Source organism: uncultured Aquincola sp. (assembly GCF_964001545.1).
In the GTDB taxonomy this organism is placed as follows: domain Bacteria; phylum Pseudomonadota; class Gammaproteobacteria; order Burkholderiales; family Burkholderiaceae_C; genus Aquincola.
Map to the genome: position 1 here is coordinate 1 of NZ_CAXFDV010000191.1, position 14,771 is coordinate 14,771.

Sequence of the window (14,771 nt, forward strand, 5' to 3'; positions counted from 1 at the left end):
GATCCCGGGCGAGGTGGTGATCGACTTCAACTTCCGCTTCAGCACCGAATCCACGCCCGAGGCGCTCAAGGCCCGCGTGGCGGCGGTGCTGGACAGGCACGGCCTGGAATACAGCATCGACTGGACGCTGGGCGGCGAGCCCTTCCTCACGCCGGTGGGCACGCTCACCGAAGCACTGGGCGCGGCCATCCACGACGAGACCGGCCTCACCACCGAGCTGTCCACCACCGGCGGCACCTCGGACGGTCGCTTCATCGCCAAGCACTGCCCGCAGGTGATGGAGTTCGGCCCCATCAACGCCAGCATCCACAAGATCGACGAACACGTGATCGCCGCCGACGTGGAACGGCTGAAGAACATCTACCGCCGGCTGCTGGAGAAGGTGCTGGCATGAGTGCCGAACACCCGACCATCGTGGCCGCGATCGAAGCCGCGGCGGCGCGGCTGGACGCGGCCGGCGTGAGCTACGGCCACGGCACCACCAATGCCTTCGACGAAGCCGCCTGGCTGGTGCTGTGGCGCCTGGGCCTGCCGCTGGATGCGCTGGACGACGTGGCCGGGCGGCCGCTGAGCGCCGACGAGCAGGCGGCCATCGATGCCTTGATCCAGCAGCGCATCAGCACCCGCCGCCCCGCCGCCTACCTGACGCAGGAAGCCTGGCTGCAAGGCGTGAGCTTCCATGTCGACGAGCGCGTGATCGTGCCGCGTTCCTTGATCGCCGAGCCGCTGGCCGACGGCACGCTGGACGCCTGGCTGGGCGAAGACACCCGCCAGGTGCTGGACCTGTGCACCGGCAACGGCAGCCTGGCCGTGCTGGCCGCGATGGCCTGGCCCGAGGTTCACGTGGACGCCGCCGACATCAGCGACGATGCGCTGGCCGTGGCCCGCATCAACGTCGACCGCCATGGCTTGGCCGAGCGCATCCGCCTGCTGCACAGCGACGGCCTGGCAGCCCTGCCCGGCCCTTACGACCTGGTGCTGTGCAACCCGCCCTACGTCAACAGCGCGTCCATGGCCGCGCTGCCCGCCGAATACCGTGCCGAACCCGCGCTGGCCCTGGCCGGCGGCGAAGACGGCATGGACTTCATCCGCCGCCTGCTGGCCGAGCTGCCGCAGCGGCTGTCGCCCCACGGTGTGCTGGTGCTCGAGATCGGCCACGAGCGCGAGCACTTCGAGGCCGCCTTTCCCGCGCTGGCGCCCGTCTGGCTGTCCACCAGCGCCGGCGACGACCAGGTGCTGCTGCTGGACCGCGACGCGCTGAGCGCACTGTCTGTTTCCTGATGATCACTGTTCGCAACCTCACCCTGCGCCGCGGCACCAAGGTCGTGCTCGACGACGCCAGCGTCACCCTCAACCCGGGCGAGAAGATCGGCCTGGTGGGCCGCAACGGCGCCGGCAAGTCCAGCCTGTTCGCGCTGCTCACCGGCCGGTTGAGCGCCGATGCCGGCGATGCCGAGATCCCGCCGCGCTGGCGCATCGGCGAGGTGGCGCAGCACATGCCCGAAACCAGCGACAGCGCGACCGACTTCGTGCTGCAGGGCGACATTCCGCTGATGGAGGCGCAGACGGCACTGGCCGCGGCCGAAGCCAGCGACGACGGCCATGCCATCGCCGATGCGCACATGGCCATCGAAGAAGCCGGCGGCTTCGATGCCCGCGCCCGCGCGCAATCGCTGCTGCTGGGCCTGGGCTTTCAGGTGCAGCAGCTGGATGCGCCAGTCAACAGCTTCTCGGGCGGCTGGCGCATGCGGCTGCAGCTGGCGCGGGCGCTGATGTGCCCGGCCGACCTGATGCTGCTGGACGAGCCCACCAACCACCTGGACCTGGACGCGCTGGTGTGGCTGGAAGGCTGGCTGCAGCGCTTTGCCGGCACCATGATCGTGATCAGCCACGACCGCGAATTTCTGGACGCCATCACCAAGGTGACGCTGCACCTGGACGACGCCAAGCTGACGCGCTATGGCGGCAACTACACCACCTTCGAAGAGATGCGCGCCGAGCGCATGAGCCAGCAGGCCACGGCCTTCGTCAAGCAGCAGGAACGCATCGCGCACCTGCAGCGCTTCATCGACCGCTTCAAGGCCAAGGCCAGCAAGGCCAAGCAGGCGCAGAGCCGTGTGAAGGCGCTGGACCGCATGGAAAAGCTGGCGCCGGTGCTCACCGCCAGCGACTTCAGCTTCGAGTTCAAGGAGCCGGTCAGCCTGCCCAACCCCATGCTCGCGATGCGCGAGGTGGTGTGTGGGTACATGGTGCCCTCAGCCGGCGACGAGTCGGTGCGCGTGCCCAAGCCCATCGTCCACAACGTCACCCGCACCGTGCTGGCCGGCCAGCGCATCGGCATCCTGGGTGCCAACGGCCAGGGCAAGTCCACCGTGGTCAAGACCATCGCGCGGCAGCACCCGGCGCTGGGCGGCGAGATCACCGAAGGCAAGGGCCTGGCCATCGGCTACTTCGCGCAGCAGGAGATGGACCTGCTGCATGCCGACGATGCGCCGCTGCAGCACATGGTGCGGCTGGCGCGCACCGTCGGCCCCGAGGCGCGCGAGCAGGAGCTGCGCGACTTCCTCGGCAAGTTCCGCTTCACCGGCGACATGGTGCAGCAGCGCATCGGCTCGCTGTCGGGCGGCGAAAAGGCGCGCCTGGTGCTGGCCAGCCTGGTGTGGCAGCGGCCCAACCTGCTGCTGCTGGACGAACCCACCAACCACCTGGACCTGACCACCCGTGAAGCGCTGTCGATGGCGCTGAACGAGTTCGAAGGCTCGGTGATGCTGGTGAGCCACGACCGCGCGCTGCTGCGCGAGGTGTGCGACGAGTTCTGGCTGGTCACGGCCGGCGGCCTTCAGCCCTTCGACGGCGACCTGGACGACTACCAGCGCTGGCTGCTGGAGCAATCGCGCGCAGTGCAGCGGGCCGCAGCCAAGGGCGAGAAGTACAACGCCACGCCGCTGCCGGAGGCGGCCAAGCCGGCGCCTGCCCCGGCCGCGAGCGGCCGTGCCAAGGCCGCACCGGCAGCCGCACCGGCACCCGCGCCGGCCCAGCAGCAAGGCCCCGGCCGCCGCGAAGACCGCAAGGCCCAGGCGCAGGCCCGCGCCAAGGTCGCCGAGCGCACACGGCCGATGCGCGTGGAGATCGAGCGCATCGACAGCCGCATGGCCAAGCTCAGCGCCGAGCGCGGCGACTACGAGGCGCAGCTGGCCAACGGCCACCTGCCCGGCAGCGACATTGCCGAGCTGGGCCGCAAGCTCAACCACATCAGCGCCGAGCTGACGATGCTGGAAGAGCGCTGGCTGGAGCTGAGCAGCGAGATCGAAGCCATCCAGGCCGAAGCGGGCTGAGCGCCTGCGCCCTGAGCGGCGCGTGCGGTGCGGCGCCGCTCACCCCGCGCAGCCAAAGACCATTTAAGTTGCACGCAATTTAATTGAGGGCTACAGTCCTGCCCATGCGCTCGACACCCGCCGCCCGCCAAGCCCCCGCCGACCCGCCGGTTGCACCGGAAGCCTGGCTGGCGCTCGACCAGCAGCTGTGCTTTGCCTTGTACTCGTCTTCGCTGGCGATGACCAAGCTGTACAAGCCCCTGCTCGACCCGCTGGGCCTGACCTACCCGCAGTACCTGGTGATGCTGGCGCTGTGGGAGACGGACGACGTGTCCGTGGGTGAGCTTGGCCACAGGCTGTCACTGGACTCGGGCACCTTGACGCCGCTGCTCAAGCGGCTGGAAGCCTCAGGCCACCTCAGCCGCCTGCGCGACCGGCAGGACGAACGGCGGGTTCGGGTTCAGCTCACGCCCGCGGGCCGGGCGCTCAAGGCCCAGGCCCTGTCGGTGCCGAAGGCCGTGGCCTGTGCCAGCGGCTGCGCACTGGACGAACTCGTGGCGCTGACGCGGCAGCTGCAGCAGTTGCGCAACAACCTGTCTCAACAAGCCGAACGTGCGGCGGCCTGATCCGCACGAAGACACACGGAAGGAAGACCACCATGGCGATCGAGAAGACCCTGTACACCGCCCACGCCACGTCCACCGGCGGCCGCGACGGCAAGTCCAAGAGCGACGACGGCAAGCTGGAAGTCAAGCTGGCACCGCCCAAGGAAATGGGCGGCAACGGCGAAGGCACCAACCCCGAGCAGCTGTTCGCGGCCGGCTACTCCGCCTGCTTCCTGGGGGCGATGAAGTTCGTGGCCGGCCAGCAGAAGGCAGCCCTGCCCGCCGACACCTCGATCAGCGCCGACATCGGCATCGGCCCGCTGGCCGGCGGCAAGGTGGGCTTCGGCATCAGCGCGGTGCTCAACATCACCATCCCGGGCTGGGAGCAGGCCAAGGCGCAAGAGCTGGTCGACGCCGCCCACCAGGTTTGCCCCTACTCCAACGCCACCCGCGGCAACATCGACGTGACGCTGAACGTCGCGGTCTGAGCGACCAGCGCGCCGTCAATCGACTTGCAGCAGACGCAGCAGCAGCGCCACGCGCGCCTGCTGCGGCGTCAGGGCGCCGGCTGCGGGCAATGCGCCTGGCACCTCGATGACGCTGCCGGCCAGGCAGCGGCTGCAGCGCAGCACCGGCACGCCGGCCGCCTCTGCGGTGCGCAGGGCGGCTTCCAGCTCTTCATGGAGCGTGCCGTTGCCGGTGCCTGCCGCCACCAGGCCAGACACGCCCGCGGCCTGCAATGCCTGCACTGCGCGGCCGCCCACACCGGCCCCGCTGGTGACGATCTCCACCCAGGGCCATGGCTGCGGCGCCGCCTGCAGCCGCGCCAGCCGTTCGGCGGCGCCCGCGCGCGGCGCCGGCCAGGGGCGCAGCACCCGCACCCGATCTGCTTCCACATGAGCCAGCGGCCCTGCATCGCCGGCGCCAAAGGCATCCAGCCGGTAGGTGTGCGTCTTGCGCACCTCGTTGCCCGCATGCACGGTGCCGCCCAGCAGCGCCAATACGCCCTGCGCACCCGGCAAGCGCGCCAGCCGCACCGCGTCCAGCAGGTTCTGAGGGCCGTCGGCCAGCAAGGCGGTGGCCGGGCGCATGGCCGCCACCAGCACCACCGGCTTGGTCGGCGCCAACAGCTGCTGCAGGAAAAAGGCGGTCTCCTCCAGCGTGTCGGTGCCGTGGGTCACCACCACGCCGGCCACCTCGGGCCGCGCCAGGTGGTGGGCCAGCCGCGTGGCCAGCGCCAGCCACACCTGGAAGCGCATGTCCTTGCTGTCCAGCTGCGCCACCTGCTCGGCCTCCAGCGGCTGGCCGGTCAGGGCAGGCACCACGGCCACCAGCTGCGCCACGCCCAGCTGGCCGGCGGTGTAGCCCACGGTGTCGCCCGCGTCGGAAGCGGTGCCGGCGATGGTGCCGCCGGTGCCGAGGATCACGACCTTGTCGAGTGCAGTTTGCGCGTTTTGCATTGATTTTCTGGCTGGATAAGAATACAGTGACTGGACGAATTCACAGGAACGCCGATGGTCGATCGCCCGAAGCTGAATGGTCTGAAGTTGACTGAGCGCCAGCAACAGATTTTTGATCTTGTGCGCACCGCCATCGAAACCACCGGCGCACCGCCCACCCGGGCCGAAATCGCGCGCCAGCTGGGCTTCAAGTCTGCCAACGCCGCCGAAGAGCATCTGCAGGCCCTGGCCCGCAAAGGCGTCATCGAACTCGTCGGCGGCACCTCGCGCGGCATCCGGCTGCCGGCTGAAACGCTCAACGCCGTGAACGAAGCGCGTGAGGCCCGCGGCCGGCAGTTCAGCCTGCCGCTGGCCAGCCTGGCCCAGCTCACGCTGCCGCTCATCGGCCGCGTGGCCGCCGGCAGCCCCATCCTGGCGCAGGAGCACATCGACCAGACCTACGTGGTCGAGGCCAGCCTGTTCGCCCGCCGCCCCGACTACCTGCTGCGCGTGCGCGGCATGAGCATGCGCGACGCCGGCATCCTGGATGGCGACTTGCTGGCGGTGCAAAAAGCCACCGAGGCCCGCAACGGCCAGATCGTCGTCGCCCGCATCGGCGACGAGGTCACCGTCAAGCGCTTCGAGCGCCAGGGCGGCAGCATCCGCCTGCTGCCCGAAAACCCCGATTTCGCACCCATCGATGTTTCGGCCGACGAAAGCTTCACGCTGGAAGGGCTGGCCGTCGGCCTGGTGCGCAACACGCTGCTGATGTGATGGGCCGCGCGCTGGTCAAGTCGCCCAAGGCCGAGAGTGCCGCGGCCTGCCAGACGCTGGAACAGTTGCCCAACATCGGCCCTTCGCTGGCGGCCGACCTGCGCCTCATCGGCATCCAGCAGCCGCGCGACCTGATCGGCCGCGACGCCTTCGTGCTGTACCAGGCGCTGTGCGCCAAGACCGGCAAGCGGCAAGACCCCTGCGTGCTCGACACGTTCATGGCGGTCACCGACTTCATGCGCGGCGGCGCCGCCGCGCCCTGGTGGGCCTACACGCCCCAGCGCAAGCTGCTCTACGGGCCGATGGAGCCGGTGCGCTAGCACCCACCAACAAGCACGGTTCCGGGCGCTTTATCGGTGCTTTGCGCGTGGATGCACGCGCAAAGAATGGCTTTATTCACGATGCCATGCGCCGATATCCCGGAGACCATGTTGAACGCCCTCCTGTTCCAAGTGCGCCGCCTGCGGGCGAGCGCCGGCACGCGGGTCGAGGTCTGTCCCCCTGCGGTGTTGTCGCCGGTCGAGCCTGTGTGGTCGCGGTTGATGCGCTGGGTGGCGGCCCCCGCACCCTGGCAGGCGGCCATGAACCCGCCCGGCGGACGCCGGCTGCAACGCACCAAGGCCGATTTCGTCGCTGCCTTGAAAGACATCGCTTCGCCGCAGGCGCGCCAGCTGGCCGATCGGGTGCACACCGCCCGCTCGCCGCGCGAGCTGTGGCACCTGCGCTCGGCCGTCTTCCAGCTGGTGTCGCTGGCCCACAGCCAGCGCGAAGCCCAGCTGCGGCTGGAAGCGCTGAACCGCCATTTCCCCACCCGGGCGCCGCGCTCAGGCTTCGGCGCGCTGGACGCATGAGCGCGCCTCGCCACTTCTCGCCTACGCCCGACCACCGCCCGCGCGCCAGTGCGGCGCCGGGTGCGCCGCGCAACTACACCGTCGGCGGTCTGCGCACCGGCATGCCGGCCGAGCAGATGTCGCGGCTGAGCGTCCGCAAGGCCTTCGTCGACACCAAGCTGGTGTTCATGCAGGTGCTGGCCCAGATCAACCGGACCGACGCTGGCGTGGAATGGCTGCGCAAGCAGGTGCGCAGCGCGCAGATGCCCGAAGATCTGTGGCTGCTGCGCGCCGCCGTGTACGACGCGCTGCGCAGCGAAGGAGCCCAAGGGGCCGAGCTGCGCGAGCTGCTGCGCCGCAGCCTGGACGGCCTGCTGCCGGGCACCTACATGCCCAGCGGCTTTACGACGCTTTGACCTTCGGCCCGGGGGTGAGGATGGCGGCCGAGGCACAATGCCCGGCCACATGAACATCATCATCCTCGACGACTACCAGGATGCGGTGCGCAAGCTGAAGTGCGCCTCGCTGCTCGAACCGCTGAACGCCAAGGTGTTCACCAACACGGTCAAGGGCATCGGCCAGCTGTCGGTGCGCCTGCGTGATGCCGATGTGCTGGTGCTGATCCGCGAACGCACCGCCTTCCCGCGCCAACTGCTGGAAAAACTGCCCAAACTCAAGCTCATCTCGCAAACCGGCAAGGTGGGCTCCCACATCGATGTCGAGGCCTGCACCCGGCTGGGCATCGCGGTGGCCGAAGGCACCGGCTCGCCGGTGGCGCCGGCCGAACTGACCTGGGCACTGATCATGGCCGCGATGCGCCGGCTGCCCCAGTACATCGGCAACCTCAAGCACGGCGCCTGGCAGCAGTCGGGCCTGAAGGCCGCCGGCATGCCGCCCAACTTCGGCGTCGGCCAGGTGCTGCGCGGCAAGACGCTGGGCATCTGGGGCTATGGCCGCATCGGCCAGCTGGTGGCGGGCTTCGGCCGCGCCTTCGGCATGCAGGTGGTGGTGTGGGGCCGTGAGCCTTCGCTGGAACGCGCCCGCGCCGACGGCCTGGCCACCGCGCCCAGCAAGGAAGCCTTCTTCGAAGGCTGCGACGTGCTGACCGTGCACCTGCGGCTGAACGACGCCACCCGCGGCATCGTCACGCTGGAAGACCTGTCGCGCATGAAGCCGACGGCGCTTTTCGTCAACACGTCGCGCGCCGAGCTGGTGGAAGAAAACGCGCTGGTGTCGGCGCTGAACAAGGGACGCCCCGGCCTGGCCGCGGTGGACGTGTTCGAGAGCGAACCCATCCTGCAAGGCCACCCGCTGCTGCGCCTGGAAAACGCCGTGTGCACGCCGCACATCGGCTACGTGGAGCAGGACAGCTACGAGATGTACTTCGGCGCCGCGTTCCAGAACGTCGTCAACTTCGTCAACCAGCAGCCCACCAACCTGCTGAACCCTGAAGCCCTGCGGGTGCACCGGTGACCACCGCGCCGCGGGCCGCCGGTGAAGTTCCGGCCGGGGCGCTGCGCTGGTCGCTGCTGTTCGGCAACTTTGCGATCGGTTGCGGTGTGATGGTCACCGCAGGCTCACTCAACGACCTCACCCGCTCGCTGCAGGTGAGCGTGGCCGTCGGCGGACAATTGATCACCATCGCCGCGGCGGTGCTGGCCTTCGGCGCGCCGCTGCTGGCAGCAGCCGTCGGCGGCTTCGACCGGCGGCGGCTGCTCACCTTGTCGCTGGCGTGGTACGCCATCGGCCATGCGCTGTCGGCCTTGATGCCCAGCTACGCGGCACTCATGCCGGTGCGCGCCGCCAGCGTGCTGGCCGCAGCCGTGTTCACGCCGCAGGCGGCGGCCACCGCCGCCTGGCTGGCCCCGCCAGCGGCACGCGGGCGGCTCATCACTTTCATCTTCCTGGGCTGGTCGGTGGCCAGCGTGCTGGGCATGCCGGTGCACAGCTTCATCGGCGAAACCTTCGGCTGGCGCTATGCCTTTGGCGTGGTGGCCCTGCTGTCGGCCGTGGCCGCCGCATGGGTGTGGCAGGTGGTGCCCGATGGCGTGCGCCCGCCCGCGATGAGCCTGCGCTCCTGGCGCGAGGTGGTCACCCACCCGGCGCTGATGGCCATGGTGCTGGTCACGGCCCTGTCGGCCGCCGGGCAGTTCACCGTGTTTTCGTACTTCGCGCCCTACTACCGGCAGGTGCTGGGCGCCAGCGGCGGCCAGACCAGCCTGATGTTCTTCTGGTTCGGCGCCTTCGGCCTGCTGGGCAATGTGCTGCTGTCGCGCAACGTCGATCGCTTCGGCGCCTCGCGCGCGGTGGCATTGGCGCTGGCGGGCATGGCCTTGTCGCTCCTGCTGTGGCCGCTGGGCACGTCGTTGATGGCCATGGCCCTGGTGCTGGTGCCTTGGGCGCTGGGCTGCTTCTCGTGCAACTCGGCGCAGCAGGCGCGGCTGGGGCAGGCGGCGCCGGCCTGGGCCGGGGCGCTGATGGCACTCAACACCTCGGCCATCTATCTGGGCCAGGCGGTGGGCGCAGCCGGTGGCGGCGCGCTGGTGGCGGCCCATGCCGGCGAGCTTGGCGCCGCGGCTTTCGGCCCGTTCCACTGGGTGGGGCTGGCCTGGCTGGTGCTGGCCATCGCCCTGAGCGCCTGGGCCACCCGAAGGATGCACAACCATGTCTGAACCGCTGGTGCCCACGCTGGACACCCAGGCGCTGCCCCGCCCTGCCGGCCCGCGCGACCTCTTCCGGGCCTTCACCCGCATGAGCCTGATGGGCTTCGGCGGCGTGCTGCCGGTGGCCCAGCATGAACTGGTGGAACGCCGCCGCTGGCTCACACGCGAAGACTTCGTCGAGCTGCTGTCCATCGGCCAGGTGCTGCCCGGCCCCAACATCGTCAACGTGGCCCTGATGCTGGGCGACCGCTTCTTCGGCTGGCGCGGCGCGGCTGCGGCCGTCGGCGGCTTGCTGGGCGTGCCCATGCTGCTGGTGATGAGCCTGGCCATCCTCTACAACGGTTTTTCGCAGCACCCGATGGTGTCGGGCGCGCTGCGCGGCATGGGCGCGGTGTCGGCGGGGCTGGTGCTGTCCACCGCCGTCAAGCTGCTGCCGGCGCTCAGGAAGAACCCGATGGGCCGGCCGATGTGCGCGCTGGTGGCCGTGGCCACGGTGGCGCTGATCGCCGGCTGGCGGGTGCCGCTGGGCTGGGTGGTGGCCGGGGTGGGCGGTGGCGCCTGCCTGGTCGCCTGGTGGGCCCTGGGAAAGCAGGCGCGATGAGCTGGCTGGTTGGCACCCATGGCTTGACGCTGGCCGACTGGCTGGGCGTGTTCGTGCAGTTCATGCTGCTGTCGACACTGGCGATTGGCGGCGCCATTGCCACCGCGCCCGACATGCACCGTTACCTGGTCAACCAGCACGGCTGGCTGACCGACGCGCAGTTCACCTCCTCCATCGCGCTGGCGCAGGCCGCGCCGGGGCCCAACGTGCTGTTCATCCCGGTGCTGGGCTACGGCATGGGCGGCCTGCTGGGGGCGGCGGTGATGCTGCTGGGCAGCCTGATTCCCAGCACCACGCTGGCCCTGACCGCCACCCGCTGGGGCACGCAGCGGCGCGACACCCGCGGCGTGCGCGCCTTCGTGGCCGGCATGGCGCCGGTGACGCTGGGGCTGCTGCTGTCCACCGGCTGGGTGCTCACCGAACCGTCGCGCGGCCACCTCGGCGCCATGCTGCTGGTGGGCGTGACCGTGCTGGTGATGTGGCGCACCAAGCTCAGCCCGATCTGGATGGTGGCGCTGGGTGCGCTGGTGGGGGTGCTGGGATGGGCATGACGACGAGCCAGCCGGTGCGCTGGGGCATTCTCTCCACCGCCGGCATCGCGCTGCGGCGGGTGATCCCGGTGCTGCAGCAGAACCCGGCGCTGATGGAGGTGCGGGCCATCGCCTCGCGCCAGCAGGCTGCGGCCGAAGGCGCGGCGCAGGCACATGGCATTGCGCTGGCCTACGGCAGCTACGAGGCGCTGCTGGCCGACCCCGACATCGACGCCATCTACAACCCGCTGCCGAACCACCTGCACGTGCCGCTGACGCTGGCAGCGCTGCAGGCCGGCAAGCATGTGCTGTGCGAAAAGCCGTTCGCGATGAACGCCGCCGAGCTGGCGGCGCTGCGGCCCTATGCCACGCAGCTGCACATCCGCGAAGCCTTCATGGTGCGCCACCACCCGCAATGGGCCGCCGTGCGCCGCGAGTTGCGCGCCGGCGCCCTGGGCACGCTGCGCTTCATGCAGGTGCCCTTCGGCTACTTCAACACCGATGCCGCCAATATCCGCAACCGGCCCGAGGCCGGCGGCGGCGCGCTTTACGACATCGGCTGCTATGCCGTGGCGGCGGCACGCTGGTGCTTCGAGCGTGAGCCGCTGCGCGTGGCCTGCAGCATCGACCGCGACGCCGACTTCGGCACCGACCGTCTGTGCAGCGCGCTGCTGGACTTTGGTGCCGAGGGGCAGATGGTGTTCAGCGTCAGCACCCAGGCCCACCGCTACCAGCGGCTGCACCTGGTGGGCACCCAGGGTCGGCTGGAGATGGAGATGCCCTTCAATGCGCCGCAGGGTGCGGCCAGCCGCTATTGGGTGGAAGACGCCAGCGGACTGCGCACCATCGACCTGCCGCCCGCCGACCAGTACCTGCTGCAGATGGAAAGCTTCTCACGCGCGGTGCGGGAAGAAGCTCCCACCGCTGCCGGCCTGGACGAAGCCGAAGCCGGCATGCGGGTGATCGACGCGCTGTTCGCCTCGGCCGCCAGCGGGCGGTTCGAGGCGGTGAGACGACAAGCGGGTTAGCCCAACGCCCTGCGTGCGTTGTGGAACATCCGCAGCCACGGGCTGTGGGCCGACACATCTCCGGCGGCCCAGCTCATTTGCACGTTGCGGAACACGCGCTCGGGGTGGGGCATCAGCGCGGTGAAGCGGCCGTCGGCCGTGGTCACCGAGGTGAGGCCGCCCGGGCTGCCGTTGGGGTTGGCCGGGTAGGCTTCGGTCGGCTGGCCGCGATGGTCGACGTAGCGCATCGCGCGCTGCACCCGCGCCGCGTCACCGCGCTGCGAGAAGTCGGCAAAGCCCTCGCCGTGCGACACGACGATGGGCAGGCGGCTGCCGGCCATGCCGGTGAAGAACACGCTGGGGCTTTGCAGCACTTCCACCATCGCCAGCCGCGCCTCGAACTGCTCGCTCTTGTTGCGGGTGAACTTGGGCCAGGCATCGGCGCCCGGGATGATGGACGACAGCGCGGCCAGCATCTGACAGCCGTTGCACACGCCCAGCGCCAGCGTGTCGGTACGGCCGAAGAAGGCGGCAAAGGCCTCGGCCAGCTGCGGGTTGAACAGGATGGACCGCGCCCAGCCTTCACCCGCGCCCAGCGTGTCGCCGTAACTGAAGCCGCCGCAGGCCACGAAGCCCTGGAACTGGTCCAGCCGCGCGCGGCCGGCCTGCAGGTCGCTCATGTGCACGTCGAAGGTCTCGAAGCCGGCCAGCGACATCGCATACGCCATCTCGACGTGGCTGTTGACGCCCTGCTCGCGCAGGATGGCCATCTTCGGCTTGGCGCCGCCGATGCCCACCAGCGGCGCCATCTGCGTCACCGCTTCCTGCGGGTCGAAGCTCAGGTGCTGGTGCAGGCCGGTGTCGTCGGCCAGGCCGACGGCGGCATGCTCGGCATCGGCACAGGCCGGGTTGTCGCGCAGCCGCGCGATGCGCCAGCTCACCTCGTCCCACACCTGGTGCAGCTGCTGCAGCGGCGCGCTGTACACCGCCTTGGCGTCACGGTAGACCTCGACCACACCCTTGGTGTTGGGCTTGCCGATCACATGGCTGTGGCGGCTGAGGCCGTGGGCACGCAGCGTGGCCATCACCGCATCGCGGTCGGCCGTCTTCACCTGGACGACGGCGCCCAGCTCTTCGTTGAACAGCGCCTGCAGCGTCAGCTCGTTGCGGCGCTCGCCGACCTGGGTGGCCCAGTTCTTCGAGTCGCCGTATTCGGCGCGGCTGTCGCTGATGCCGTCGCTGTCGGTCACCAGCAGGTCCACGTTAAGGCTCACGCCCAGGTGGCCGGCGAAGGCCATCTCGCACACCGTGGCCCACAGGCCGCCGTCGCCGCGGTCGTGGTAGGCCAGCAGCTGGCCGGCGCTGCGCAGCGCGTTGATGGCCTGCACCAGCGCCTTCAGCTGCGCCGGATCGTCGAGGTCGGGCACCGCATCGCCGAACTGCTGCAGCGTCTGCGCCAGGATGGAGCCGCCCATGCGGCGCCGGCCCTGGCCGAGGTCGATCAGGATCAGCGTGGTGTCGCCGGCCTGCAGCTGCGGCGTCAGGGTGCCGCGCACGTCATCGAGCGTGACGAAGGCGGTGACCACCAGCGACACCGGTGCAACCACCTGTTTGGTTTCGCCGCCTTCGCTCCAGCGGGTGCGCATGGACAGCGAATCCTTGCCCACCGGCACGCCGATGCCCAGCGCCGGGCACAGCTCCAGGCCCACGGCCTTGACGGTGTCGTACAGCGCGGCGTCTTCGCCCGGCTCGCCGCAGGCGGCCATCCAGTTGCAGCTGAGCTTGACGCGCGGCAGGTCGATGGGCGCGGCCAGCAGGTTGGTGATGGACTCGGCCACCGCCATGCGGCCCGAGGCCGGTGCGTCCAGCACCGCCAGCGGCGTGCGCTCGCCCATGGCCATGGCTTCGCCGCGGAAGCCGGCAAAGTCGGCCAGCGTCACCGCCACATCGGCCACCGGCACCTGCCAGGGACCCACCATCTGGTCGCGGTGGCTGAGGCCACCCACGCTGCGGTCGCCGATGGTGATGAGGAAGCGCTTGCTGGCCACCGTGGGGTGGCGCAACACGTCCAGCGCCGCCTGTTCCAGTGAGACGCCGGTGAGGTCCAGCGCCGCCTGCGTGCGCGGCAGGCGCTGGACGTCGCGGTGCATCTTGGGCGGCTTACCCAGCAGCACGTCCATCGGCATGTCGATCACGCGCTCGCCGCCGGGGCCGTCTTCCAGCACCAGCTCACGGTCGCTGGTGGCCACGCCCACCACGGCGAAGGGGCAACGCTCGCGTGCGGCCATGGCCTCGAACAGCGGCAGGCCGGCCGGGTCGAGCGCGATGACGTAGCGCTCCTGGCTTTCGTTGCACCAGATTTCCTTGGGCGCCAGGCCGGTTTCTTCCAGCGGCACCTTGCGAAGGTCGAAGGTGGCGCCCTGGCCGGCGCCGTCCACCAGCTCGGGGAAAGCATTGCTGATGCCGCCCGCACCCACGTCGTGGATGGCCAGGATGGGGTTGCCGCCGCCCCAGGCGGCGACGGGCCGCTCCCGAGCCGCCTGCGCCCCCTCGGGGGGCTCGGCCGACGTGTCGGCCTTGGGGGCACCAAGACTCCAGCAGTGGTTGATCACCTCCTGCGCACGCCGTTCGATCTCCGGATTGCCACGCTGCACCGAGTCGAAGTCGAGTGCCGCCACGTTGGTGCCAGCCGCCATCGAGCTGGCGGCGCCGCCGCCCATGCCGATGCGCATGCCGGGGCCGCCCAGCTGAATGAGCAGGGTGCCGGGGCCGAAAGGCAGCTTCTTGGTCTGGTCGGCGCGGATGGACCCCAGGCCGCCCGCGATCATGATGGGCTTGTGGTAGCCGCGCCGCTGGCCGTCCACCGTCTGCTCGAACACGCGGAAGTAGCCGCCCAGGTTGGGCCGGCCGAACTCGTTGTTGAACGCGGCGCCGCCCAGCGGGCCTTCGATCATGATGTCCAGCGCGCTGGCGATGTGCTCGGGCTTGCCGTAGGGCTGGCGCTCCCA

Annotated in this window: 16 protein-coding genes; 14 read left to right on the forward strand and 2 right to left on the reverse strand. The window is 70.2% G+C overall.

Annotated features, from left to right (window positions below; genetic code table 11):
• From ABNT58_RS06575 to ABNT58_RS06595, 5 genes are all read left to right on the forward strand, one after another.
• Positions 1-394 (forward strand): M20/M25/M40 family metallo-hydrolase (locus ABNT58_RS06575; protein WP_348752703.1); only part of this gene is annotated, 394 nt, incomplete at its 5' end.
• Positions 391-1,281 carry a 50S ribosomal protein L3 N(5)-glutamine methyltransferase gene (gene prmB / locus ABNT58_RS06580; RefSeq protein ID WP_348752704.1) on the forward strand — a complete coding sequence of 297 codons (891 nt, stop codon included), beginning with the start codon at positions 391-393 and terminating at the stop codon, positions 1,279-1,281. The genes ABNT58_RS06575 and prmB, both read left to right, overlap by 4 nt.
• Entirely contained in the window at positions 1,281-3,335 is a 2,055-nt protein-coding gene (locus ABNT58_RS06585; RefSeq protein WP_348752705.1) for an ATP-binding cassette domain-containing protein, read from the forward strand. Before prmB ends, ABNT58_RS06585 begins: the two co-directional genes overlap by 1 nt.
• A 104-nt stretch (positions 3,336-3,439) precedes the next feature.
• Entirely contained in the window at positions 3,440-3,940 is a 501-nt protein-coding gene (locus tag ABNT58_RS06590; RefSeq protein WP_348752706.1) for a MarR family transcriptional regulator, read from the forward strand.
• A 32-nt stretch (positions 3,941-3,972) separates the two neighbouring features.
• Positions 3,973-4,407, forward strand: coding sequence for an organic hydroperoxide resistance protein (locus tag ABNT58_RS06595; RefSeq protein ID WP_348752707.1), 435 nt, complete (start codon positions 3,973-3,975; stop codon positions 4,405-4,407).
• Between the two features lie 15 nt (positions 4,408-4,422).
• Here ABNT58_RS06595 and ABNT58_RS06600 read toward each other — a convergent pair whose 3' ends face one another.
• Positions 4,423-5,379 carry an asparaginase gene (locus ABNT58_RS06600; RefSeq protein ID WP_348752708.1) on the reverse strand — a complete coding sequence of 319 codons (957 nt, stop codon included), beginning with the start codon at positions 5,377-5,379 and terminating at the stop codon, positions 4,423-4,425.
• A gap of 54 nt (positions 5,380-5,433) precedes the next feature.
• Between ABNT58_RS06600 and lexA the strand changes: the two genes are divergently transcribed.
• The 9 genes from lexA to ABNT58_RS06645 all read left to right on the forward strand — a co-directional run bounded on the left by lexA (position 5,434) and on the right by ABNT58_RS06645 (position 11,784).
• A complete protein-coding gene (gene lexA / locus ABNT58_RS06605) occupies positions 5,434-6,132 on the forward strand; it encodes a transcriptional repressor LexA (protein ID WP_348752709.1) in 699 nt (232 codons plus the stop codon).
• Entirely contained in the window at positions 6,132-6,452 is a 321-nt protein-coding gene (locus tag ABNT58_RS06610; RefSeq protein ID WP_348752710.1) for a helix-hairpin-helix domain-containing protein, read from the forward strand. The genes lexA and ABNT58_RS06610 overlap by 1 nt, the downstream gene beginning before the upstream one ends.
• 108 nt (positions 6,453-6,560) lie before the next feature.
• Entirely contained in the window at positions 6,561-6,983 is a 423-nt protein-coding gene (locus ABNT58_RS06615; protein ID WP_348752711.1) for a hypothetical protein, read from the forward strand.
• The gene (locus ABNT58_RS06620; RefSeq protein ID WP_348752712.1) at positions 6,980-7,378 is read left to right on the forward strand and encodes a hypothetical protein; all 399 of its coding nucleotides are present in this window, start codon (positions 6,980-6,982) and stop codon (positions 7,376-7,378) included. Before ABNT58_RS06615 ends, ABNT58_RS06620 begins: the two co-directional genes overlap by 4 nt.
• 49 nt (positions 7,379-7,427) lie before the next feature.
• Entirely contained in the window at positions 7,428-8,435 is a 1,008-nt protein-coding gene (locus tag ABNT58_RS06625) for a D-2-hydroxyacid dehydrogenase family protein (RefSeq protein ID WP_250199379.1), read from the forward strand.
• Positions 8,432-9,634, forward strand: a complete 1,203-nt coding sequence (locus ABNT58_RS06630; RefSeq protein WP_348752713.1) for an MFS transporter — start codon at positions 8,432-8,434, stop codon at positions 9,632-9,634. Before ABNT58_RS06625 ends, ABNT58_RS06630 begins: the two co-directional genes overlap by 4 nt.
• Positions 9,627-10,226, forward strand: coding sequence for a chromate transporter (locus ABNT58_RS06635; protein WP_348752714.1), 600 nt, complete (start codon positions 9,627-9,629; stop codon positions 10,224-10,226). Before ABNT58_RS06630 ends, ABNT58_RS06635 begins: the two co-directional genes overlap by 8 nt.
• Positions 10,223-10,777: a chromate transporter gene (locus tag ABNT58_RS06640; RefSeq protein WP_348752715.1), complete on the forward strand. Its 555-nt coding sequence runs from the start codon at positions 10,223-10,225 to the stop codon at positions 10,775-10,777. The genes ABNT58_RS06635 and ABNT58_RS06640 overlap by 4 nt, the downstream gene beginning before the upstream one ends.
• On the forward strand, positions 10,774-11,784 hold the full coding sequence (locus ABNT58_RS06645) for a Gfo/Idh/MocA family oxidoreductase (RefSeq protein WP_348752716.1): 1,011 nt from the start codon (positions 10,774-10,776) through the stop codon (positions 11,782-11,784). The genes ABNT58_RS06640 and ABNT58_RS06645 overlap by 4 nt, the downstream gene beginning before the upstream one ends.
• Here the strand turns inward: ABNT58_RS06645 and purL are convergent.
• Positions 11,781-14,771: phosphoribosylformylglycinamidine synthase (gene purL, locus ABNT58_RS06650; RefSeq protein ID WP_348752717.1), on the reverse strand; the 2,991-nt coding region annotated here is incomplete at its 5' end. The two genes, ABNT58_RS06645 and purL, sit on opposite strands and share 4 nt — an antisense overlap.